The organism is Ruegeria halocynthiae (genome assembly GCF_900106805.1).
Lineage (GTDB): Bacteria > Pseudomonadota > Alphaproteobacteria > Rhodobacterales > Rhodobacteraceae > Ruegeria > Ruegeria halocynthiae.
Window position 1 is genome coordinate 24830 of record NZ_FNNP01000014.1, and the last position, 22668, is coordinate 47497.

22 protein-coding genes and 1 tRNA gene are annotated in these 22668 nt (G+C 58.1%); 12 read left to right on the top strand and 11 right to left on the bottom strand.

Annotation, left to right across the window (positions count from 1 at the left end):
• Positions 1–7: 7 nt before the first annotated feature.
• From BLU89_RS19875 to BLU89_RS19900, 6 genes are all read left to right on the top strand, one after another.
• Entirely contained in the window at positions 8–1195 is a 1188-nt protein-coding gene (locus tag BLU89_RS19875) for a cytochrome-c peroxidase (protein WP_083347829.1), read from the top strand.
• 5 nt (positions 1196–1200) lie between these two features.
• The gene (locus BLU89_RS19880; protein ID WP_074739290.1) at positions 1201–1770 is read left to right on the top strand and encodes an arsenate reductase (azurin) small subunit; all 570 of its coding nucleotides are present in this window, start codon (positions 1201–1203) and stop codon (positions 1768–1770) included.
• A gap of 18 nt (positions 1771–1788) precedes the next feature.
• Positions 1789–4470: an arsenate reductase (azurin) large subunit gene (locus BLU89_RS19885; RefSeq protein ID WP_074739292.1), complete on the top strand. Its 2682-nt coding sequence runs from the start codon at positions 1789–1791 to the stop codon at positions 4468–4470.
• A gap of 147 nt (positions 4471–4617) precedes the next feature.
• On the top strand, positions 4618–6822 hold the full coding sequence (locus tag BLU89_RS19890; protein WP_074739294.1) for a HEAT repeat domain-containing protein: 2205 nt from the start codon (positions 4618–4620) through the stop codon (positions 6820–6822).
• 15 nt (positions 6823–6837) lie between these two features.
• Entirely contained in the window at positions 6838–7323 is a 486-nt protein-coding gene (locus BLU89_RS19895; protein WP_074739296.1) for a plastocyanin/azurin family copper-binding protein, read from the top strand.
• A complete protein-coding gene (locus BLU89_RS19900; protein ID WP_074739298.1) occupies positions 7316–8560 on the top strand; it encodes a molybdopterin molybdotransferase MoeA in 1245 nt (414 codons plus the stop codon). Before BLU89_RS19895 ends, BLU89_RS19900 begins: the two co-directional genes overlap by 8 nt.
• 129 nt (positions 8561–8689) lie before the next feature.
• Here BLU89_RS19900 and BLU89_RS19905 read toward each other — a convergent pair whose 3' ends face one another.
• The 7 genes from BLU89_RS19905 to BLU89_RS19935 all read right to left on the bottom strand — a co-directional run bounded on the left by BLU89_RS19905 (position 8690) and on the right by BLU89_RS19935 (position 15250).
• Positions 8690–9214: a GNAT family N-acetyltransferase gene (locus BLU89_RS19905; RefSeq protein WP_074739300.1), complete on the bottom strand. Its 525-nt coding sequence runs from the start codon at positions 9212–9214 to the stop codon at positions 8690–8692.
• Positions 9211–9765 (bottom strand): helix-turn-helix domain-containing protein, encoded by a 555-nt coding sequence (locus BLU89_RS19910; RefSeq protein WP_074739302.1) that lies wholly within the window; start codon positions 9763–9765, stop codon positions 9211–9213. Before BLU89_RS19910 ends, BLU89_RS19905 begins: the two co-directional genes overlap by 4 nt.
• A gap of 118 nt (positions 9766–9883) precedes the next feature.
• Positions 9884–10900, bottom strand: coding sequence for a Fe(3+) ABC transporter substrate-binding protein (locus tag BLU89_RS19915; RefSeq protein ID WP_074739304.1), 1017 nt, complete (start codon positions 10898–10900; stop codon positions 9884–9886).
• Between the two features lie 122 nt (positions 10901–11022).
• Positions 11023–11805, bottom strand: coding sequence for a dimethylarginine dimethylaminohydrolase family protein (locus BLU89_RS19920; RefSeq protein ID WP_074739306.1), 783 nt, complete (start codon positions 11803–11805; stop codon positions 11023–11025).
• A 3-nt stretch (positions 11806–11808) separates the two neighbouring features.
• Positions 11809–13413 (bottom strand): 5-guanidino-2-oxopentanoate decarboxylase, encoded by a 1605-nt coding sequence (locus BLU89_RS19925; RefSeq protein ID WP_074739308.1) that lies wholly within the window; start codon positions 13411–13413, stop codon positions 11809–11811.
• The gene (locus BLU89_RS19930) at positions 13410–14594 is read right to left on the bottom strand and encodes a pyridoxal phosphate-dependent aminotransferase (protein ID WP_074739310.1); all 1185 of its coding nucleotides are present in this window, start codon (positions 14592–14594) and stop codon (positions 13410–13412) included. Before BLU89_RS19930 ends, BLU89_RS19925 begins: the two co-directional genes overlap by 4 nt.
• Positions 14591–15250 (bottom strand): TetR family transcriptional regulator C-terminal domain-containing protein, encoded by a 660-nt coding sequence (locus BLU89_RS19935; RefSeq protein ID WP_425441421.1) that lies wholly within the window; start codon positions 15248–15250, stop codon positions 14591–14593. Before BLU89_RS19935 ends, BLU89_RS19930 begins: the two co-directional genes overlap by 4 nt.
• 72 nt (positions 15251–15322) lie before the next feature.
• Between BLU89_RS19935 and BLU89_RS19940 the strand changes: the two genes are divergently transcribed.
• Genes BLU89_RS19940 through BLU89_RS19955 form a run of 4 tightly spaced genes read left to right on the top strand, consistent with a single transcriptional unit; the run spans position 15323 to position 18472 of the window.
• The gene (locus BLU89_RS19940) at positions 15323–16120 is read left to right on the top strand and encodes an ABC transporter ATP-binding protein (protein WP_074739314.1); all 798 of its coding nucleotides are present in this window, start codon (positions 15323–15325) and stop codon (positions 16118–16120) included.
• 40 nt (positions 16121–16160) lie between these two features.
• Complete coding sequence (locus tag BLU89_RS19945) at positions 16161–16925, top strand: transporter substrate-binding domain-containing protein (RefSeq protein WP_074739316.1); 765 nt, start codon at positions 16161–16163, stop codon at positions 16923–16925.
• Between the two features lie 9 nt (positions 16926–16934).
• Positions 16935–17687, top strand: a complete 753-nt coding sequence (locus tag BLU89_RS19950) for an ABC transporter permease (protein WP_074739318.1) — start codon at positions 16935–16937, stop codon at positions 17685–17687.
• Entirely contained in the window at positions 17684–18472 is a 789-nt protein-coding gene (locus tag BLU89_RS19955; RefSeq protein WP_074739320.1) for an ABC transporter permease, read from the top strand. Before BLU89_RS19950 ends, BLU89_RS19955 begins: the two co-directional genes overlap by 4 nt.
• Before the next feature lie 81 nt (positions 18473–18553).
• Here BLU89_RS19955 and ykgO read toward each other — a convergent pair whose 3' ends face one another.
• Entirely contained in the window at positions 18554–18679 is a 126-nt protein-coding gene (gene ykgO, locus BLU89_RS19960; RefSeq protein WP_005648635.1) for a type B 50S ribosomal protein L36, read from the bottom strand.
• A 90-nt stretch (positions 18680–18769) separates the two neighbouring features.
• A tRNA-Val gene (locus BLU89_RS19965) sits at positions 18770–18844 on the bottom strand.
• A 149-nt stretch (positions 18845–18993) separates the two neighbouring features.
• Here BLU89_RS19965 and BLU89_RS19970 point away from each other — a divergent pair.
• Positions 18994–19866, top strand: a complete 873-nt coding sequence (locus tag BLU89_RS19970; RefSeq protein WP_074739322.1) for an N-formylglutamate amidohydrolase — start codon at positions 18994–18996, stop codon at positions 19864–19866.
• A 1-nt stretch (position 19867) separates the two neighbouring features.
• On the opposite strand, the gene BLU89_RS19975 is transcribed toward BLU89_RS19970, so the two are convergent.
• Positions 19868–21121, bottom strand: coding sequence for a DNA polymerase IV (locus tag BLU89_RS19975; RefSeq protein WP_074739324.1), 1254 nt, complete (start codon positions 21119–21121; stop codon positions 19868–19870).
• Positions 21122–21212: 91 nt separating this feature from the next.
• Between BLU89_RS19975 and BLU89_RS19980 the strand changes: the two genes are divergently transcribed.
• Complete coding sequence (locus tag BLU89_RS19980; protein WP_074739326.1) at positions 21213–21611, top strand: NUDIX domain-containing protein; 399 nt, start codon at positions 21213–21215, stop codon at positions 21609–21611.
• A gap of 263 nt (positions 21612–21874) precedes the next feature.
• On the opposite strand, the gene pyrF is transcribed toward BLU89_RS19980, so the two are convergent.
• Positions 21875–22579, bottom strand: coding sequence for an orotidine-5'-phosphate decarboxylase (pyrF, locus tag BLU89_RS19985; protein WP_074739327.1), 705 nt, complete (start codon positions 22577–22579; stop codon positions 21875–21877).
• Between the last annotated feature and the right edge of the window lie 89 nt (positions 22580–22668).

Genomic DNA, 22668 nt, shown 5'->3' on the forward strand with positions numbered 1-22668 from the left:
TGGACCCATGAAAGACCTAAAGTCTTACCTGTCAGGCACAATCGCCACCGCTGCCCTGTTTGCCGTTCTTGGTTCGCAGGCGATTGCGGAAACCAGTATGGAGATCGAGGCCGGTATTGGCGGTGCAGATCCCGACCCGGACGCACCGCTCGTGGCGCTGGGCGCGCCGCCCATACCGCTGGATAATCCGCAGACAGATGCCAAGATCGAGCTCGGCAAGATGCTGTTTTTTGATCCACGTCTGGGCGGGAACGAGTCGACCCCCTGTTCGGCCTGTCACAATCCCTATGTCGGGTGGGATGTCGAAGCTCAAATCTCTTTCGGCTATCCAGGCACGACCCACTGGCGCAACAGTCAGACCATCGTGAACTCGGCCTATTACGGCAAACTATTCTGGGCGGGCTCTTCCAAGAGCCTTGAAAGTCAGGCTAAATCCGCGGCGGGTGGTGCGGTCGCCGGTAACGGCGAGGCCGACATGATGGAAGCGCGTCTGGCCTTCGTTCCCGAATATGTCGAGCAATTCAATGACGTGTTCGGCGATCAATGGCCGCGTATCTCGAATGCATGGCGTGCTATTGCAGCGTTTGAACGCACCATCGTTCAGACTGACACGCCCTTCGACAACTACCTGCGTGGGGATGATGCGGCGCTGACCGAGGAACAAAAACGCGGGCTGGAGCTGTTCACCGGCAAGGCACAATGTTCCGAGTGCCACAACGGTGCGCTGCTGTCGGATGAGAAATACTACAACACTGGCGTACCCGCCTATGCCGGTTGGCAGGATGACGGTCTGGCACAGGTCACTTTCCGGTATGAGCTTTACGCCAAGGGCTCGACTGAAGAAATGTATCGCCACACCAAAGACGATCCCGGCTTCTATTTCCGCACCAAGGAAAAGGCTGACAAGGGCAAATTCCGCACGCCAAGCCTGCGCTACACCCTCTACACCGAACCGTACATGCATAACGGCATGTTGGAGACGCTTGAGGATGTAGTCGAATTCTACAACCAGGGCGGCGGTGAGAATGAGTTCGCTGAAAACAAATCCCCGCTGATCCAATCCCTTGGCCTGAACGATCAGGAAAAGGCGGATCTGGTGGCCTTCCTGAAATCCCTGTCCGGCGAGGAAATCCTGATCGAGGAACCTGACCTGCCGGATTACCAGCCGCTTCCCGCGGTTGCAGCAGAGGAGTAAGCGTCATGACGGAACATAACGCAACCGGATGCAGCTGTTCGGGCGAGGCCAAAAAGGCCTGCACCGTGAACCGTCGCCAGTTCTTGTTCGCGTCGGGGGCTACGACTTTTACCGTGATGGTGGCCATGCCCACCCGCCACGGTCAGGCCGAACAAGTGCCTGCGCTGGTCTCGACCTATCCGCGCAAGTTGATCGCTAAACTGTCCGAGTTGGAGCAGGATGTCCCGGTCGAGTTCTACTACCCGGATGAGGGCGACTATTCGGACTCGATCCTGGTCAAGACCGGTGTGGAAAGCGGTGGTGGCATCGGCCCGCAAAAAGACGTCGTGGCCTTCAACCTGACCTGTACGCATCAGGGCGGATCGCTATACGACACCTACAAGACGGATCACAAGGTGCTGGGTCCATGCCCGCTGCACCTATCGACCTATGATGTGACCCGGCACGGCATCCTCGTTTCGGGGCAGGCCTACCAGTCGCTGCCGCAGGTCCTTTTGGAACTGGATGGCGATGACATCTACGCCGTCGGCATGTTCGGTCTGATTTACGGCCGTTACGACAATCTCATTGCATAAGGGGAGGGGAGACTGACAATGGCAACCCCGTATTACGTACCCGAAACCAACGTCCCGCTGCCACCCAAAGGCGCCGAGGTCATCTCGACCGCTTGCGACTATTGCATCGTGGCCTGTGGTTACAAAGTCTACCGCTGGCCTGTGACGGCTAAATCCGGTGGGCCCGGCGCGGATGAAAACGCGTTTGGCGAGGATTTTCCCGTTGCTCCGCTGGGTGCATGGGTGGCGCCGAACCAGCACAATATCGTTCTGCACAAGGGTCAACCACACCATGTGGTGATCATCCCGGACAAGGATAACCAGACCGTCAATACGGACGGAGACAGCTCTTTGCGCGGCGGATGTATCGCACAGAAATGCTATAACCCGCAGACACCGACACGCGACCGGTTGAAGACGCCATTGATGCGGATTTATGGCACCTTGATGCCGGTTCCGTGGGATCTGGCGCTGGATGTGGCGGCCGAGGTGGGTAACCACGTCATCGCCAAGCACGGTACCAATGCCTATGGCGTGAAGACCTTCAGTTATCAGTATATCGAGAACACCTATGCGATCTCAAAATACGCGCTGCGCCATATCAATACTGCCAACTTCACCTTCCACGACACACCATCCGACGTGACCTCGACCCCGGGGTTCCGGGATGCGGGTTTCGACAATTTCGGCCCGTCATATGAGGACTGGCGCGATGCAGAGACTCTGCTGGTCTGCGGCACCGACCCGTATGAGACCAAGACCATCCTCTATACCCAGTGGATGATGAAGGGGATGCAGAACGGTCAGCGTGAGATTTATCTGATTCCGCGGCGTTCGGCCGGTGTGGCCCATGCGGAAAAGATGGGCGGTCTGCATATCGACGTTCTACCCGGTACTGACCTGTTGGTCGTCAACGCCATCGCCCGCGTCATCGTGGAAAATGGCTGGGAAGACAGCGACTGGATCAAGAATTGGGTCAACAACAAATGGGAAAGCTCATCCGGCTTCGGCCAGGGCACCAGGAACACGCCATGGCAATGGCGCACGACCTGGGGCAAGTTCCAGACCAAGGGTTTCGAGAACTGGAAAGAATGGCTGCTTTCGCAGGACGAATTCGCGCCTGAAACTGCTGCGGCCATGGCCGAGATCGACGTGCAGAAGATCTATACCGCCGCCGAATGGCTCGCCAAACCCAAGGCAGATGGCACACGGCCTAAGACCTCGGTTATGATCGAGAAAGGGTTCTATTGGTCCAACAACACCGGCAACACGCAGGCGATTTCCGCGCTGGGCATCATCTGTGGCTGTGGCGGTCGTCCGGGTCAGGTCATTGGGCGGGCCGGTGGTCACCAGCGGGGCGGTGTGAAGGGCGGGAAATACCCGCGCAACAAATCGCCCGAAAAACTGCCGGGCCGCCGTCGCCGCGCCATGGATACCGACCGGTATTTGATCGCGGGTCATACCCGTATGGCCCATGTGATCGGCACCACCTGGATTCAGTCCATGTGTGGTTCGCAGCAATTGGCCGACAAGTTCGAGGAACTGACCGTCCGCAACCCGCACCAGATCGCCAGCTTCGACAAGCAAGAGATGATCGATACGCTGAAGGCCCGCGCCGACAGTGGCGGTATGGTGGTGATCAACCAGGACATCTATCTGCAAGACCCGATCGGCAACCGCTATGCCGACATCGTGTTCCCGGCAGCCACATGGGGCGAAGAGGACTTCTTGCGTGCCAACGGCGAACGACGCTTGCGTCTGTATCAAAAGTTCTATGATGCCCCCGGTGCGGCAAAACCCGACTGGTGGATCATCTCGCAACTGGCACAGCGGATGGGCTTTGATGGTTTCGATTGGCAGAACTCGAACGAGGTCGCGGAGGAGGCCGTGCGCTTTACCCGCGGGTCGCGCAAGGATTTCCACGCGGTCTTCCGTTTGGCCAAGAAAGAAGGCAAAGGCCTGCACCAGAAGGTCCGCGAGTTCGGCACCGACGGCGTGCAATGTCCGGTTATGCTGGGTGCCGACGGGGTTACGCTGATCGAAACCAAGCGTCTGCACGACACAACCCGCAAGCTTCCCGATACCGGTGCAGCTGGGAAGGATGTGTTTAATAAAAAGCTGACGCATTTCAACAGCCAGACCGGCAAGTGCAACATCCAGAAATCGCCCTGGGGCCTGTTCTCAGACTATTGGGAATGGCTGAAACCCAACAAGGAAGAAGGCGAGCTCTGGGCGACCTCAGGTCGAATCAACGAACGCTGGCAATCCGGCTTCGACGACCGTCGCCGCCCGTATATCGTGCAGCGCTGGCCGGAAAACTGGGTCGAAATTCATCCCGACGACGCGGCCGAGCGTGGTATCGAAAGCGGCGATTATGTGATGGTGTATTCGGAACGTGTTCCGGGCAACAAGACGACGCTGCTGGGTGTGGAAGACGATGACTTCCAGTTCTCGAAACTGATGGAGAACGGGCATATCGAACTGACCAAAGCGGCGATCACCGCTGTGGCCATGGTCACGCCCGCCATCAAGAAAAGCGTTGTTTACATGGACTTTCTGCACATGCAGCAGCCTGCCAATGCACTTGAGGGTCGGATTGTTGACTGGATCAGCGGCAACTACAACTACAAGATGGGCGTTGCAAAACTGCGCAAACTGGGGCCGAGCCCCTACAAGACCTCGTTCCGTACGATGTCCTTTGCGCCTCGCGACATCGCCTGATCACGCAATTCCGGGGCGCGGTCGCCATGCCGCCCCCCGGGTCTGGTCCCACTGCGGACGCGACCACCTGGAAGGCGGGCTTCGGTTGGGAACCCTGTCTTCGACTTTCACCCAACTTCTCCCAACCACAAACATGGCAGACTTGATATGAACATGCACTCCGATGCCGCCCTGCGTGATGAGGCCATCAGCCTGTTTTCCGAACTGGCAAAGTCCGATTATGACGTGATCCGTCTGCGCGCCGTTCAGGCTCTGACCGCGATTGGCGCAAACAACAGTCCGGCTTTGGTTGAGGCGTTGCAGGATGACGATGAAGATGTGCGCCAAGACGCCGCCCAAGCGCTTGGTGCGCTGGGCGTGCAAGAAGCTGCGCCGCGGCTGCTGGAGAACCTGATCCATGATCCCTGCGGCGAGGTCAAACTGGCCTGCGTGATCGCGCTGGCCGCGTTGAAATTCGAGGATGCCGTGCCCTATTTACGTACGCTCGTGACTGGACGCGGGGAAGGGATCACTTGGGACGAAGACGAGCTGCATCAGGACGAATGGGACGACTGGCTCGACACTCAAATTGCGGCAATCAAGGCGCTGGGTCGGATGGGCGACGCTGCCGCCATTGAACCCATCGTGTTGGCGTTGTTGGATGAAGATGGGCAGGAACTGGGTGACGTTGCCTGTCAAGCGCTGGGTCAGATTGGTGAGCCCTCGGTTCCGACATTGGGCGTTCTTACCCAATCCTCGAACCGCCGCTTGCGTCACCGTGCCTTGCGCGCGCTTGCCGAGATTGGCGGGGTCGAAGCCGAGGCGATACTGCGTAAGGCCGTGGCGGACAAAGACGGAGCCGCTCGCTTGATCGCCTACGAGGCTTTAATGCCGAACGAGCCTGCGCTGGTTGAACAGGGGCTCACTGATGCACTCGAAGATATTCGCATCGCGGCACTGAAACACTCGGGCTTCTCGGAACCTGAACTACTGGACCGCATGATGCGCGACCCCGGTGCCAAAGTGCAGCTGGCTCTGATCGAGCGACTCGACCGTGGAATGCCGATCACCGATCAGGAAGACCTGCGCTGGAAGGTTCTGGATTTTCTCGCCACCGGTCAACAACCCGAGGTCTCGGCGCAGGCGCTGGGCCTGCTGGCTGGGTTGGCTCCGGAACTTATGAAGGATCGTCTGAACGCGATTTTCTCGGTTGCCAGCGATGACCTCAAGGCCGAGCGTCTGCAATGGGCCATCGTCGATGCTTTGGCGACCTCGCCCCTGCGCGAAGCAGCAGAATGGTTGCAGCGCGCCTGCAGGTCGCCGTTCCGGTCGGCTCGGCTCAAGGCCGTGGCGTCGCTGGCGATGATCGCAACCGATTCCAACCGGCCGCATGTGAACCAGCAGCAGTGTCGCGAGCTATTGCTGTTCTTGGCGATGGCACCGATACCCGCGGTCGCAGAAGAGGTGCCAGAACAGGTTCCGCAAACCGACGTGGCCGCGCTGGAAGAGGCCGGACTGGATGTCACGGAAGGTGGCGACAACGGCCCGACCTCCAGTCTGGGTGCGATACTCGGCCATGATGCCGTTGCGGCGGAAGTAACGCAGGAAGCGCAAGAGGATGAGATTCAGCCCCTTACCCCCCGCGAGCAGGCGTTGCTGGCCAGGGCAACCCGTCATCCCAGGCGCCGCCACGTAGCGCTTGATGACAATGCCGAGGCGCTGGAGCGTGAGACCAGGATGGCCGCCATCCGCCTTCTGGGCGAGGTGAAGGGGATGCAGATCATGCTGGCGCAGATCGCCAAAGATTCTGACCCCGAGCAAGCGCAACAATCCTACGCAGCGTTGGCAGTGTCGGTAGCACGCCATGGTGCGGAACTGGACGAGGGCCAGCTGCTTGATCTGATCACGAAAGGCTTGTCGCACACGGATTCGGGTTTGTCCCTGCAGGCGCTCAAACTGTTGCAACTATCTGACCTGCCACCCCAGGACGCGTTGCGCGGCAAGCTGCGCGTAATGCAGAAAACCGGAGATACCCCGTTTCGCATCGACGCCATGCATATCCTCACCAAATGGGACGGCACGCCGGATGTGGCGCGCAGCCTGCTGGACGACATCTCGGCCCCCGTGCGTCAGGCGGCCATGCGGCTTCTCTCTGAGACGGCGCCCGATCAGGCAAGTGCTGCCATCGTGCCGTTTATTTTGGCCAATCCCGAGCAACGCATCGTGACCTATGTCAATGACAGTGCGCCCGCTTTGATGTCCATTGGCCTCCAATTGCTGACCGAACTGCGCGACCAGAACCGGCTTGCGCAATGGCCGGTGATAATCAGCGCGTTGGCTGACCTGTTGGGGGACCCCTATCGGGCGGCTTGAACTCCGGAGGGACAGATGGGTATTTCGCTGAAACTAGGTGCTGCAGCTATTGCGGGGGCATTGGTCTTTGTCTCTGCCGCGCAGGCCGAAGATATTCCCGAGGTCGCCGTTGTTCATCAAATCATAGATCTGAACGCAGACACTCCGGCACATGCGTTCCGGTTCGAGCCCAAGATTCTGCAAGTCCCTGCCGGAGCCACCGTACGCTTCAAGGGTTCGACCGGTCGGCATACGGTGACATCCATCATCCGCATGATCCCCGTCGGCGCACGGGCATTCGAAATTCGGGGTAAACCCGAACTGGACCTGACATTCGAGAAAGAGGGGGTTTATGGCATTCGCTGCCGTGTGCATGGCCGCCATGGCATGGTTATGTTGCTGGTGGTCGGTGATCCCAGTTCCAACCTGAAAGAAGCCAAGGCCTATCTGCCCAAACTCGGCGAGGCGGAACGGGCCGGTTTTGAAGAACTCTTTGCACAGCTGGAGGCCAAAAATGGCTGATGGATGCGCTTGCGACCGGCATGTAAACATGTATCTGACCGTCTCTGAGGCAGTGCAGCGCGGTCTGTCGGTGGCCCATCCGGTTGCGGAAACTGAAACTCTGCCACTGCAGCAGGCGATTGGCCGCGTGCTGGCCGAGGACTGCAGCAGCAGGGTTGATATGCCCGCTTTCGACAATTCAGCCATGGATGGATACGCTATCCGAACACGTGATCTGGGTGATGGACCAGTTTTTGATCTACCCATCGGTGGGCGTGTGGCCGCCGGAGATAGCGGGGCGCACACTGCGCCAGTTGGCAGCGTCCTGCGCATTTTTACAGGTGCGCCGATCCCTCCAGAATTTGATGCCGTAGTGATGCAGGAGGATTGCGAAGGATCCGCAGACCACATCCGTTTTACCCGCCGTCCTGAACCCGGTCAGCACATACGCCGTGCCGGCGAAGACCTGAAAGCCGGAGCGCCAATCTTGCGCCGGGGGTGTGAGATCGGCGCACGCGAGGCCGCCGTCTTGGCCTCATCCGGTCACGGACATGTAAGTGTGTATCGCAAGCTGAAGGTGACGATCTTTTCAACCGGCAGCGAACTGCGGCAGCCGGATGAAGCGCTGGGCCCCGGGCAGATCTACAACTCCAACCGCTACATGCTGCTGGCCTTGTTGGATAGGCCGTGGATCAAGTTAACCGACCGTGGCCCTATCGCGGATGACCCCGCGCTGCTGAAAAATGTGCTGCGCGAGGCGTGTGAAACTTCGGATATGATCATCACGACGGGCGGCGTATCGGTCGGCGATGAAGACCATATGCCACGACTGTTCAGCGAAATCGGCGGTGAGACCGATGTTATGAAGGTGGCGATGAAACCTGGCAAGCCGGTCATGTTCGGTCGCTACGGCGATGCGCTGTATATCGGGCTGCCGGGCAATCCGGTTTCTGCCTTTGTTACCTGGCGGGTCATCGGATCAAAGATGATGAACCGTCGTGCCGGGCTGCGCGACACGCCGCTGGTATCCGAGCAGGCCGTTCTGGCCGAACCATTGCATCGCCGCGCGGGGCGGCAGGAATTCCGCCCGGTGCGCATCGAGGGGTCGACTTCGGGCGGGTTTCCCCTTTTGCGGTTGCTGGCGGCCTCTTACAGTGGGCGCGTGGCATTGCTGGCGCAGGCTGACGGGCTGGCGATAATCCCGGCCGAGACAGAATACCTGCCCGAAGGTCACGTGTTGGAATTTCACAGGTTCTAGCTGATTGCCCCCGGATTTGGGTGCGCGTCCTTCACTGGGTTGGCGCATATCACGATCGGAATATGAGTGCCCACACTGGTCAACGCAGCGCTTGGTCAAGATCATCTTCCTGCCGCAATATCAGTACGCTTATGGCTGGCCCAGAGGTTTGTACATATAGGTTGTGGGTTCCAGCCGGTCCTCGAACGGGTTGCGGCAATAGCCCGGGATTTCGCCTGCGATCCGGAACCCCAGAGACTGGTATAGGATGCGCGAAGGATCGGAACTGCGCGTATCCAGAACCAGAAGGGTTCTTTCCAACTCCACTGCCCGGGCCTCAAGCGTGGCCATCAATGCGCGCGCCAGCCCGCGACGACGCGCATTGGGGTGAACCAGCAGCTTGGCGACGTCGGCTCGATGTGGTTGGTTCGCCATCGCAGCGGGGATCAATTGCACTGTGCCCTGAATCCGCCCCTCACCATAGGCAACGAACAGATCGAGCGCTTCCGCGTGCACCGCGGGGCGTACCCGATCCCGCCAATAGGTGCGGGCGTCATCACGAGAATAGGGCAGGATGAAACCGATACTGGCTCCGGTATGTACGCAGCTGTGGAGGATATCCGTCAAATCCTCAAGCGCGTCATCAAAGGATATCTTGGACAGCCGCGTGATCATATCAGCACCAGAAGATAGCGCGCACCGCGATGCGGCCCGGTTTCAAATCGTGTGGGGCCGGACAGGTGGTAGCGAAGGCAATCACCGCCGCTTAACGCGTGGGCGACCCCATCCACAGTCAGCGTCAGCCCGCCATCCAATACAATCAGATGATGTTCCTGGCCGGGTTTTGGTGGTGTTTCATAGGTGATGGTGGTGCCAGGAGGCAGATGGCCTTCCATCACTTCACCGCTGAGCCCTGCAGCGGGGGGCGAGACCGACCGGCGGGTAAATCCGCTTTCGGGATCATGCCATTCGGGCTGTTTTTCAAAGGGAACTTTGGGGTCGAAACTGTCCTCGACCATCATCAACAGGCGTGACATCGGCAAACCATATGCCGCGCACAGACGGCCCAATGTTTCAGCGGTCGGACTGACTTCGCTGTTTTCCATCCGCGACAGCGTGGCGCGGCTGATGCCACTTTGCTCGGCCAATTGTTCCAGAGACCAGCCACGCCCCTGACGTAACTCGTTCAGGCGTCTGGCAAGGCGATTTGAAAGATTGTCGAGCATGGATCACATATGGGAATCATTTTCGTATTTGAGATTATTGGCTAAAAACAAGCTATGCACAACAAAAAAAGGACACGGAAAAATCCGCGCCCTTTCACTGCTCGGGTATTTGGTTGAATTACTTCCAACCTACCTCGTTAAAGATCTTCTGTGCCTCGGGAATATTCTTGGCAACCTCGGACAGGTTCACATCATCGGCCTTGAATTCACCAAGTTCCTTGACCGATGCTGCCACCTCGACACTCGGGACTGCAGGGAACTCATCGTTGCCAGAGGAGAAGTAGACCTGCGCCTGATCGCTTGCCAGATACTCAAGAAATTTGATCGCATTGTCCTTGTTCGGTGCATTTGCGGCAACGCCAGCACCCGAGAGGTTCATGTGCGCGCCATAGCTGTCCTGATTGGGGAAGACCCATCCGATGACATCCCGCTCGGCCGACACGCCTTTGACGTCTTTGCGAATGGCGCGGGCAAAGTAATAGGTGTTTGAAACTGCAATTCCGCATTCACCCGAGACGATGCCGCGCAGTTGATCCGTATCGCCCCCTTGAGGATCGCGCGCCATATTCGCGACGATGCCCTCGGCCCATTCCTTCGCAGCTTCGGTGCCCTCATGTGTGATGATCGAGGCCAGCAGGGTTTGGTTGTAGGTGTTATTCGATGACCGAATGCACACCATACCCTTGTATTCCGGCTTGGCCAGATCGGCATAGGTTTGCGGAGGGTTTGCAACCTCATCCTTGTTATAGAAGATGATCCGCCCACGTTGCGAGAAACCATACCACTGGTTGTCCAGATCCTGCAGGTTGGCCGGAATACGCTCTTCCAGAACGGCGCTGTCAACAGATTGCAAGATGCCTGCATTCTTGGCCCGTGACAGGCGCGAGGTGTCGACCGTCAGCAGAATATCTGCGGGTGAGTTCGCGCCTTCCGCTTTCATCCGTGCGATCAGCTCATCCGCCTTGCCTTCGATGCGGTTGATGGTGATTCCAGTCGCCTCTTCAAAGTCACCATAAAGGCGATCATCCGTGTCATAGTGGCGCGACGAATACAGATTCAGCTCACCTTCGGCCGCAACCGAGGTGGCAATCAGAGCCGACAGTGCGGCTGCAATGCAGGTGGAGGATTTCAGCATGATGTGTCCCAACGCTAGAATTCGCTGCGGGTGCTTCCCGACATGAAGTAGTCAATTAGATGATTTCGATCGGGATGCAAGGAAATCCGACAAATTTAGTAGGACAAATGGTCGCCCTGGCGCTAGAACCGCAATGACAGGCAGGACATGCCTCCATCCAGCTTGGCGCAATCGGTATTGTCGATCTCGACGACCTCGTAACCTTCGTGATCCAGCATTTCGGCAGTGCGCGGGAATCCTGCGGCCATCAGCACAAGGGTGTTGAACCGGATGGCGTTGGCAGCGGCCTCTTCGCCGTCGGCAACATGCAGCACACGGTAGCCGTCAAAACACCCTGACGCATCCAACCGCCGGGTTGAAAGGATGGTCTCGGCATCCATCAGCGAACAATCCGTCTTAAAGTGCAAAACACCTTCGGGTGTGAACACTTCGCGCAGTTTGTAACCCCAGTCGGAGGTGATCTTTGTAAGCTCGGCAACGCCCGCAGCATCAGTACGATCCGACCGGCCCACCAATATTTCCCGCCCTGTCACCAGTATATCGCCACCTTCGATATGGCCCGGGCCCTCGATCCCGCAAACCGTATCGTAGTAGCTGTGAAGCGCAGGCGCCATTTCATTCACTTCGCCCATCCGCGATGGTGCCCCCGGCCGCATCAGCACCGCACCTTGGGGCAGGCAAAGCGCCGTATCCTCGACAAACTGCGCGTCGGGGTATGCATCCAGCGGATCAAGCTCGATCACTTCGGCGCCGGTGCTTTTCAATGCGGCGACGTAAGCCTTGTGTGCCGTCAGCATCCCTTCGAAATCCGGGTTGCCGATATCCTCGGCGCGCAATCCGCCTGCAATTGTGAGAGCCGGACGGCGGGTGATGGCGCGTGAAAAATCAAAGGTCGGGTCTGTCATGGCTCAATCTTTCTGCGGTTCGAATTTCGGGGCGATTATTTCGATCATAGATGGCCCGGCACAGCGGTCGGCTTTGCGCACGGCCTGCGCGATAGCGTCCGATTCGGGCAGGGCTTTCGAGTAAGGAATGCCAAATGACTTTGCAGTCGCTGCAAAATCGGGGGGCGAAGGATCACAGCCGATGACGGTCACGCCGACATCCTGCATTGATGTGGCAATCTCCTGATACCCATGATTGTTCCAGATCACGAAGGTGACGGGCAAATTTTCGTCCACGGCCGCCATGATCTCGGGTAGTGAGAATTGGGCTCCACCATCCCCGACAATGCAGATCACACGGGCCGACGGCTCGGCGATTGCAGCGCCGATGGCTGCAGGTATGCCATAGCCCAGCGCGCCATATCCGGTAGCTGCATTGAACCAGCCTCCGGCGCGGTCATGGTCATAGTAGAGGTTTCCGGCATAGATCGGCTGGGCGGAATCCCCGATCATCAGCGTGTCTGGCAAGGCGTCACGCATCGCATTCAGAATCTCAACCTGATGGCGATAATCGGGGCCAACCTCAGCCCAAGCCGCTATTCGCGTGCGCTCTGCCCGACATGCGCCATCACTTTGATTTCTTTCGGCAGGAAGAGAGGCCAGCAACAAGGGAATGACGGCGGCAACACTTTCATGAATTGCGATCTCGGCTTTGTGACGTTCTAACTGATCGCTGCACCGATCCACCCGGATCAGGTCAGACATTTTTGCAATTTGACCGGTTGCATACATGTCATAATCAGTTGGCCCTAACTCGGTTCCCAAAGCCAGAATGCAATCGGCATCTTCGATAAGGGCACGCACTGCGTTCAGACTGGGGCTGGCAGGGACGGTGAGGAGATGACCATGCATAAGGCCGCGCGCGTTGACGGTTTGTACAACCGGTGCGTCCAGCACTTCAGCCAGTGTGCGCAAATCGGCCTCGACCCGTTTCGCGCCACCGCCAGCGAGAATGACAACGCGCTGCGCCTCAGCCAGTCGAGCCGCAGCTTGCTTTATCAAGCCCGTGTCTGCCGGTTTTTGGGCTTCAAGCGTAGCGCTTTGTGCTGGCGCATATTCGGCCGCCGCAATGTCCAGCGGTACTTCTATGTGCACCGGGCCGGGCCGCCCGTTGGCCAGTCGGTGAAAGAGGTGTTCTACAGTTGGGTCAAGCTCGGTTGGGGTAGTGATTTGTTCGGATATCAGCGCCACCGTTTGAGCAAGCCCCAGTTGATTGGGCAACTCGTGCAAATGCCCCATCCCCTTGCCAAGAGACGCGGTTGGGTTGACGCCGGACACGACGAGCATTGGCACCGAATCCGCCCTTGCCTGCGCCATGGGCGTCAGCGTGTTTGTCAGACCCGGGCCAGTGATGACAAAGGCCACGCCCGGTTTTCCCGATACCCGAGCATAGCCATCGGCCATGAATCCTGCGCCCTGCTCATGCCTTGGGGTCACATGACGAATGCCCGAAGCCGCCAGCCCGCGATATAGTTCAATCGTGTGCACCCCCGGAATTCCGAACACGCAATCCACGTCCCGGCGCCGAAGCTCTGCAACCAGAGCTTCACCTACTGTCTGTCTACTCATGCGACCTCGCGCGGTTTTCTGTTGGCGTGATCAATGATGCGGGTGATGGCCGTGGTGAAATCAGCGTCGCTGATCGTCAGAGCCACGCGCACCCAGTGTTTCAGACTGTCACCAAAGGCCGAGCCAGGCATGACGGCAACCCCTGCCTGCAGCAGGTCCCAGGCGTAGGCCTCGCCATCAAGACCGGTGGAGGAAACATTGATGAGTGCAAACATACCTGCCTCGGGTTGGTGCACGGTAAGTTTGGTTTCCGCCTGCAAGCGGTCCGCCAGCAAACTGGCCCTGTTCAAAAAACGCGCCGCCATGCCCCGGGCCACCTCCGACCCGTCGCGGATCGCCTTTTCGGTCATGTCCGCGATAAAGGGTTGGTTACCAAAAAGCATGGTTTCGGAATAGGGCAGCAGCGCTTCGCAAAAGGCGGTCGGGCCGACACACCAGCCACTGCGGAACCCGGGCGCCGCATGAGATTTTGAGATCGACGACACTCCGATGACGCGATTTGCAAGTTCGGGATTGGCCAGGGGTGAAACAAATTCGAACCCTTCGAAGACAAGATCTTCGTACACCTCGTCCGAAATGATCCACAAATCATGCTTGATCGCCAGACGCCCGATCTCGGCAATTTCTGAGGCGGTGAGGATCGCCCCGGTGGGGTTGTGCGGTGTCGTCAGCAGAATGGCGCGGCTGCGCGGCGTGATCCGCGCGGCGATATCTTTGGCCTGCATACGAAACCCGTGTTCGGAGCGCAGCGGCACCGGCACCATATCTGCGCCCGAAGCACGTATTACCCCTTCGTAGGTTGCGTACATAGGATCGCCGACCAGAACTTCGTCACCGACCTCTGCGATACCCGCCATGACCGAGAACAGGGCGGTCTGTGTTCCGGGAAAGCACAGAAAGTTCTCGGGCCCGAACGCACGTCCGCGTGACGCCGAGTACCGCTTGGCAAGTGCATCCAGCAATCCCGCCTCGCCGCGCCCGTTTGAATACCCTGTCCGTGCTGCCCGCAGCGCGCTGACTGTTGTTTCAATAAGGGTGTCAGGCACCGGAACGTCCGGCTCTCCGATTGTCATTTCGACAATATCCGCCCCAGCTTTGATAAGCTCACGTGCTTTCAGATGAACGCCCCATTTGGCGCCACCCAGCCCGGCTAAACGTTGAGTCACGGCAGCAGTTTTCATGGCTGCTCTACCTCTTTCTTCAATGGGATTCCTATTATTGCGCTGACCGATCCCAGACCGATCTGCGCCAGTTGACCTTCGGCAAAGAACTCAGGAAGTGCACCGCCTTCCAGCCAGAGGCCATCGATCACAGCGTTGCAGGCAATGGCAAGCTGCGTCGCTTCGGATGCTTCTACAGAACGGCCGCATTCCTGCAGCGCGGCCACGATCAGCGTTTCAAGGTGATCCCGGAAATAGTTGTAGGTCCGCTGGTGGATGCGCTGCATCTTCGGGTCGTGTTGCACCTTGTTCAGAAATCCTGCCCACAAGGCGACGGCGCTGGAATCAACAATTGGCGGCCGCAGCGATGCGTCGACAAAGTTCGACAGTCGGGACAGCGCATTACCCTTGCCCGAGTAGGATGCCGTCTGATCCGTCAGCGTGTTCATGTGGTGCTCATAAGCTGCCTGAACCAGGTCCTCTTTCGATGAGAAATAGTGCCTGATCAGACCCTGGGTCACGTTTGCCCGAGCGGCGATTCCACGCACGGTGGCACCCCGAACGCCCATCTCGGCGATCAGGTCCAGAGTCGCCAGTATCAACGCTTCGCGCCGATATTCAGCAGACTCTCGGGTAAACTTGCGGCTGTCGTCCTGCACGTCGGCCATCCATGACATGAAATTATTATACACTTGCATAATTGCGAGTTTCGGGGCTTACTGCAAGCTGAAATCAGAAGATACTTGGATATGGACACAGCCAAAGCCGTTGCAAACTCAGATGAGGCGAGCCTGAATCAAGAAGCGATAAAGGTTGAAGACCTGCACAAATCCTTCGGTCAGCTGGAGGTTCTGAAAGGCGTCTCTCTCACCGCGTGCAAAGGTGATGTCGTTGCGATCATCGGGGGGTCGGGTTCGGGCAAATCCACGATGCTGCGCTGCATTAACTTTCTGGAAACGCCGAGTTCGGGGAAGATCACGATTGGCGGAGAACTGGTTGAAATGCACGCCGATGGCAGCCCCTCCAATCGTCGCCAGATTGAACGCATTCGCACTCGGCTGGCCATGGTTTTCCAGCAGTTCAACCTGTGGACTCACCGCTCGCTTTTAGAGAACGTGATTGAGGTGCCGGTGCATGTTCTTAAAGTCCCGAAATCGCAGGCCATCGTGCGGGCACATGAATTGCTGGAGCGTGTCGGACTGGGCGACAAAGCTGACACGTATCCGGCCTATCTTTCGGGCGGTCAACAACAGCGTGCGGCGATTGCGCGGGCGCTGGCCGTGGATCCTTCGGTGATGCTGTTTGATGAGCCGACCTCGGCGCTTGATCCCGAACTGGTTGGCGAGGTTCTGACCGTGATCCGTGACCTTGCCGCCGAGGGGCGTACCATGCTGCTTGTCACTCACGAGATGAAGTTTGCGCGCGAGGTCGCAAATCATGTTGTCTATCTCTACGAGGGCCGAATTGAAGAGCAGGGACCACCTGCCGAGGTCTTTGGAAACCCGAAATCGGATCGGTTGAAGCAATTCCTCAGTTCCGTCGCGTAGTTTGACAATACGAATAATGAAACCAAAAGGGAGTAACAAAATGAACGTCAAAAAGCTGCTTGCATCCAGCCTTGCCGCTGCAGTTCTTTCCGCGGGCATTGCCAGCGCAGAAGAGGTGAAAATAGGCATCGCCGCCGAGCCATATCCGCCATTTGCCTCGCTGGACAGTTCCGGCAACTGGGTAGGTTGGGAAGTCGACGTCATCAATGCTGTCTGTGCGGCAGCTGAACTGGACTGCGTGATCACGCCCGTCGCATGGGATGGGATTATCCCGTCGCTGACCGGCCAGCAAATCGACGCCATCATGGCATCGATGTCGATCACTGAAGAGCGCCTGAAAACCATCGATTTCAGCGATCCATACTATAATACGCCCGCCGTCATTGTTGCCGATAAATCGATGGATATCGAAGCCACACCCGAGTCGCTGGCGGGCAAGGTGGTCGGCATTCAGGCCTCGACCATCCATCAGGCCTATGCGCAGGAGTATTTCAAGGATTCTGAGTTACGCGTCTATCAAACCCAGGACGAGGCCAATCAGGATCTGTTCGCTGGCCGCATTGATGCCACTCAGGCCGACAGCATCGCGATGGCTGATTTTGTGAACTCGGACGCGGGTGCGTGCTGTGAAATCAAAGGTGCCGTCAAGGATGATCCTGCTATTCTGGGCCGAGGTGTCGGGGCAGGTGTTCGCAAAGGTCAGGATGACCTGCGCGAGGCGCTGAACAAAGGCATCGCGGCTATTCTGGCAGATGGCACGCACGAGAAGATCACCTCGAACTATTTCTCGGCCAGCATCTACTAAGCCGCTGTTGTGACCGGACTTTTGGATTCGCTGGGACTGGCGCAGAGCGCAGAGCTTCTGTCGCTCTCACCGCCGGGCTGGGGCCGCAACCTGTTACGCGGGCTGTCCCATTCGCTGCAGATCGCCTTTGGCGCATATGCGCTTGGCTTGGTGATCGGACTGTTCGGAGCTTATGGCAAACTCTATGGCGGGAAGGTCACACGCGATCTTCTCGCCATTTATACGACCGTGATCCGCGCTGTGCCGGAATTGGTCCTGATCCTGATCCTGTATTATGTGGGATCGGATATCATTAACAAGATCTCCGCCGCTATGGGTGGTGGACGTGTTGAGATCAACGGCGTCGCTGCGGGTATCTGGGTGTTGGGTATCGTTCAGGGTGCATACGCAACCGAGATCCTGCGTGGTGCCATTCAAGCCGTGCCCCTCGGACAGATCGAAGCGGCGAAATCCTACGGAATGCCTGCCATCATGACCATGCGCCGGGTCACGATCCCAGCGATGATGAGTTTCGCCGTGCCCGGTTTGGCCAACCTGTGGCTGATCGCGACCAAGGACACAGCGTTGCTTGCGGTTGTTGGTTTCAACGAATTGACGTTAGAAACCCGACAAGCGGCCAGTAGTACACGCGCCTATTTCACCTTCTTTCTGGCAGCGGGCTTTCTATATCTTATGGTCACGCTGTTCTCGGGGGTCATCTTTGCGCGTATCGAGAAATGGGCACGTCGCGGTCAACCCTCTCTGACGGGGGCGGGCAGATGATCGATCTGAAATCTCTGATGCAGCCGCATCGCATCGTGATGATGCTGGTCTTTGTTGGGTTCGCTGTCTGGTGCGCCTATGCGTTGCGGTGGGACTGGCTGCCAAAATACGCACCGCTTGCCTTGTACGGCATCTGGACGACACTCTGGTTGCTGGTCGTCACCGTTGTTCTCGGCTTTCTTCTGGCTGTGCCGCTAGGGTTGATGCAGGCGGTTGGACCCTGGTATCTGGCTACACCGGCCAAGGTGTTTTGTACCATCATTCGAGGCACGCCGCTATTGTTGCAGCTTTGGCTGCTGTATTATGGTCTTGGGTCGCTTTTCCCGCAGTTTCCGTGGATACGTTCGTCAGAATTATGGCCATATCTGCGCCAGGCCTGGCCTTATGCGGTGCTGGCATTGATGCTGTCTTACGCAGGATACGAGGGCGAGGTCATGCGCGGTGCCTTCAAGGGTGTCGCCAAAGGTCAGCTAGAGGCGGCCAGGTCCTTCGGTATGCCAAGGTTCACCATGTTCCGCCGAATCTGGCTGCCGCAGGCGCTCCGCAATGTTTTGCCCACTCTGGGCGGTGAAACCATATTGCAGATGAAGGCGACCCCTCTGGTTGCGACGATCACCGTGGTTGATATCTACGCTGTGTCGTCCCGGGTGCGTTCCGACACCTTCATTATCTACGAGCCGCTTATTCTGCTGGCAGTGTTCTACATTCTGGTCGCAGGCCTGATCGCGTTGGGCTTCCACTGGCTCGAGGTGCAGGTTCTGGGAACGGGCAGGCGCACCCAGTAAATGCTGCTGTGACCACGCGACTATGCCAACAAAAAAACCGCGCCCTGAGGCGCGGTTTTTCCAATTTGGTATGTGCAATTCTTAGCCCTGGCGAGCTTTGAACTTGCGCTGCGTCTTGTTGATCACGTAGACGCGGCCTTTGCGACGCACAACCCGGCAATCACGGTGCCGGTTCTTGAGCGAGCGGAGCGAGTTTTTGACCTTCATGGGTCTGTCTCCAATCTGCGGCGCCTTCATCAAAGACGTGGCCAGCGCCTGGGTTAGTCGGGTGTCCCGGAAGCCCGGAACAGTGAAACATGGTGGGCGGTACAAGGATCGAACTTGTGACCCCTTCGATGTCAACGAAGTGCTCTACCGCTGAGCTAACCGCCCATGAAACCGTCGCGTGGCCTACCCCATAACGAAATGGGGCGCGGAACCCCGCGCCGGTAGCGGGGTCTATAAAAGGAGTCGTTGGGGGGATCAAGGGGTTTGGCAGAACTATTTTCCAGTCTATGTTCAATGCGAATAACGGAGAGCCCATGCCCGACGCCGCACCAAATACAGCCTATGTTCTGGATATGCCCGCCAGGCGTACATCCTGCGTGGTATTTGCCTCGCCCCATAGCGGTCGTATCTACCCTGACACGCTGTTGCAGCGTTCTGTGCTGAACCGCAACATGATTCGGTCTTCTGAGGATGCCTATGTGGATCAGCTCTATGCCTCGGTGGCTGAATTTGGCGCGCCCTTGCTTGCTGCGGCTATGCCAAGGGCCTATCTGGACCTCAATCGCAGTTCGGATGAGTTGGATCCGGCGCTGATACAGGGCGCGCGTCGTCACGGCCACAATCCGCGCGTCTCCTCGGGTCTTGGCGTGATTCCCCGCGTGGTGGCCAATGGGCGGGCGATCTATAGCGGTAAGCTGACGATGGACGAGGCGCGTCTGCGAATCGACAGATACTGGCGCCCGTATCATGGGCGTCTGAAATCTCTGCTGACAGAATCGCGCGATATGTTCGGACAGGCGATTCTGATCGATTGCCATTCGATGCCGCATGAGGCGGTAGCGATGGCCGGAGGGCCTCACAGCGCGCGCCCCGAGATTGTTCTGGGCGACCGGTTTGGCGCTGCCGCGTCTGGCGTGATTGTCGACCAGATCGAGGCCGCCTTTGCCGACGCAGGCCTGCATGTGGCGCGCAATACGCCCTTTGCCGGGGCTTATGTCACCCAGACCTACGGTCGGCCAACTCGTCACCAGCACGCGATCCAGATCGAGATCGATCGTTCACTCTATATGGACGAGGACACGATCCAACCGAATGGTAATTTTGAAACGTTGCGAGACCTACTGCGGCAAGTCACTGCGCAGATCGCAAGTATCGGATCCGACCCGATGTCGCTGGCCGCCGAGTGATCTAGCGCAGAGCGCGTCCCTTGACGATTGCATCACTGCCAAATCGGCGGCGGATTTCATCCGTCGCACGCTCGGCCTGAGATCGGCGCGCGGCACCGGGGTCCAGAAGATCGCCCGAGATATCGGCCTGATCTTCCGCGCACAGATCGGAGAGGCCACAACCCAACAGCCGATAAGGTCCCTGATCGCCCACCTGGTCAAACAACCCGCGCGCAGTGCGGTAGATACGGTCGGCGATCTGGGTTGCGTCGCGCAGAGACACCCGTCGTGTGATGGTCTTGTGATTGGCTCGTTTTAGTTTCAGCGTCACGACACGTCCGGCCAGCCCCTTGGCCTTGGCCCTGTCTGCCACCTTCTCGGACATGCGCCACAAGTGCCCGTCGAGGATATCAATACTGGCGGTATCCTCAAAGAACGTGGTCTCGTTGCTGATCGACTTCATTGGCTCATGGGCCAACACACGCCGCTTGTCCTGGCCCCGGGCCAGATGCCAAAGCCGATAACCCATTGATCCGAATCGCGCGGTCAGTGCCTCTTGTTCCCAACGCAAAAGATCGGCGAAGGTGCGAATACCGGCGCGGTCCAGAGATTCTTGTGCCGCTGGCCCGATCCCCCAAATCAGCCGTACGGGTTGATCATGCAGAAAATCAGCTGTCTCGGCCTTGCCGATTACGGAAAACCCACGCGGCTTGTCCAGGTCCGATGCGACCTTGGCCAGGAACTTGTTATGGCTCAACCCGATCGAGCCTGTCAGGCCCAGCTCATCCTTCATCCGCTTGACCAGCCGCGCAAGCATCACAGCAGGCGGAGCACCATGCAGGCGTTCCGTACCTGACAGGTCCATGAATGCCTCATCCAGCGACAGGGGTTCCACATCGGGCGTCAGCTCATCCATCAATGCACGGATTTCGCGGGATACGCTGGCATAGACTGACATGCGCGGTTTGATCACCACCGCGTCGGGGCACAGTTGAAGTGCCTTGAACATTGGCATTGCCGATCGCACCCCACGAATGCGTGCAACATAACAGGCGGTAGAAACCACACCGCGCTTTCCGCCACCGATAATCACCGGCTTGTCCGCCAATTCGGGATTGTCGCGCTTTTCCACCGAGGCGTAAAAAGCGTCACAATCCATATGCGCGATGGTAAGGTCGAACAACTCGGGGTGCGATTTCACGCGCGGGCTACCGCAGGACGGGCAACGCGAGCCATGCTCGACCTGTTTCAGGCAGTCGCGACAGATGGCGGGCATGTTGAGGTTTCTTTCCGGCCAGATATGGCTTGGATCAGCTTTTCCATGCGTTAGAATCTATCCCGAATGGGCTGAATTAAAAAGGGGACCTATGGACTTCACCGGAGCAAAAACCGCGTTGTTTCTGCGGGACGCGCTGGTGGTGATCCAAAGAGACGAAAACACAGATATCCCATTTCCGAGGCATCTCGATTTTCCCGGAGGAGGGAAGAACCCCGGCGAAACGCCAATCGAATGCGCATTGCGGGAAGCGCTCGAAGAGGTTGGATTGTGCTTGTGCGCAACCGATCTCATCTGGTCGCGTCAATATGGTCAAAGCTGGTTTTTTGTTGCCATGCGCCCGTCTGAAGATGTCGGCTTGATCCGCTTCGGCGATGAAGGACAGGGCTGGAGGTTGATGCACCCTCAGGATTACCTGACGAATTCGCTGGCAATTCCCAGCTTTGTGAACCGGCTAAGGGACTATCTTTCCGAAATGGGAAGGCTCTGAACCGACATTGATGCTCGGGAGAAAACCCCCCGCACCTGCGGGGGGAGGTAACGGACCTCAGGAAGATATGGTCCGTTGGGGAGTGTCTTGAGATCAGAATCGCCCAAATCAGTCTCATCCGATAGCGATAAGCCGGGCGCGCCCAAACTCACGTTTTTCATGTGTGTTTTCGGGCACAGGGGCGATTTGGCGCGGATTCGGTAGAAATTGACGTTAGGTCAATCACTTGCGGATTGCTTTTGCCCGGAATTCCGCGTGGTCGACTAGTGGTGTGCCAAAGAATTTATTTCGTTCAGAATCGCTTCGGCAGCGGCCTTGGGATCATCGGCCTGATAAATCGGGCGGCCCACGACGATATGATCTGCGCCGTCGCCGATCGCACCAGAAGGGGTTGCAACTCGTTTCTGATCACCCAATGCCGCACCCGCCGGGCGCACCCCGGGCGTGACTATCAGACGACCCGCTGATTGAGGTAGGGCGCGGATCAGTGCGGCTTCCTGAGGGCTGGCGATGACGCCATCGGCCCCCGCTTCGAAAGCCTTGGCCGCGCGTTCGATAACAAGGTCCTGCACGTCACCCGCCTTCATGAGGCTCGCGTCCAGATCTTCCCGGTTCAGCGATGTTAGGACGGTGACTGCCAGAATCTTCAGATCCTTGCCCGAGGCGCCTTCTTTTGCTGCGCGTACCACATGCGGATCACCATGAACCGTCAGGAAATCCAGATCGAACTGCGCCAGCCCACGCACGGCGTTTTCCACTGTATTGCCGATATCGAACAGCTTCATGTCCAGAAAGATGCGCTTGCCGTGTTCCTGTTTAAGTTCGTTAGCTAATGTCAGCCCGCCGCCGGTCAGCATCCCCAATCCAATCTTGTAAAACGATACCGCATCGCCAAGCCGCTCGGCCAGGGCCAGCCCCTGCAGGGCGTTTGGAACATCAAGGGCTACGATCAGGCGGTCGTCGGACATGGGGGGCTCCTTTTTGGCAAACGTCTGCGTCCTAACGGGTTCGGGGCGCTCTGTCCATGCTGGAAGCGGGAGTGACACAGATCACCCAG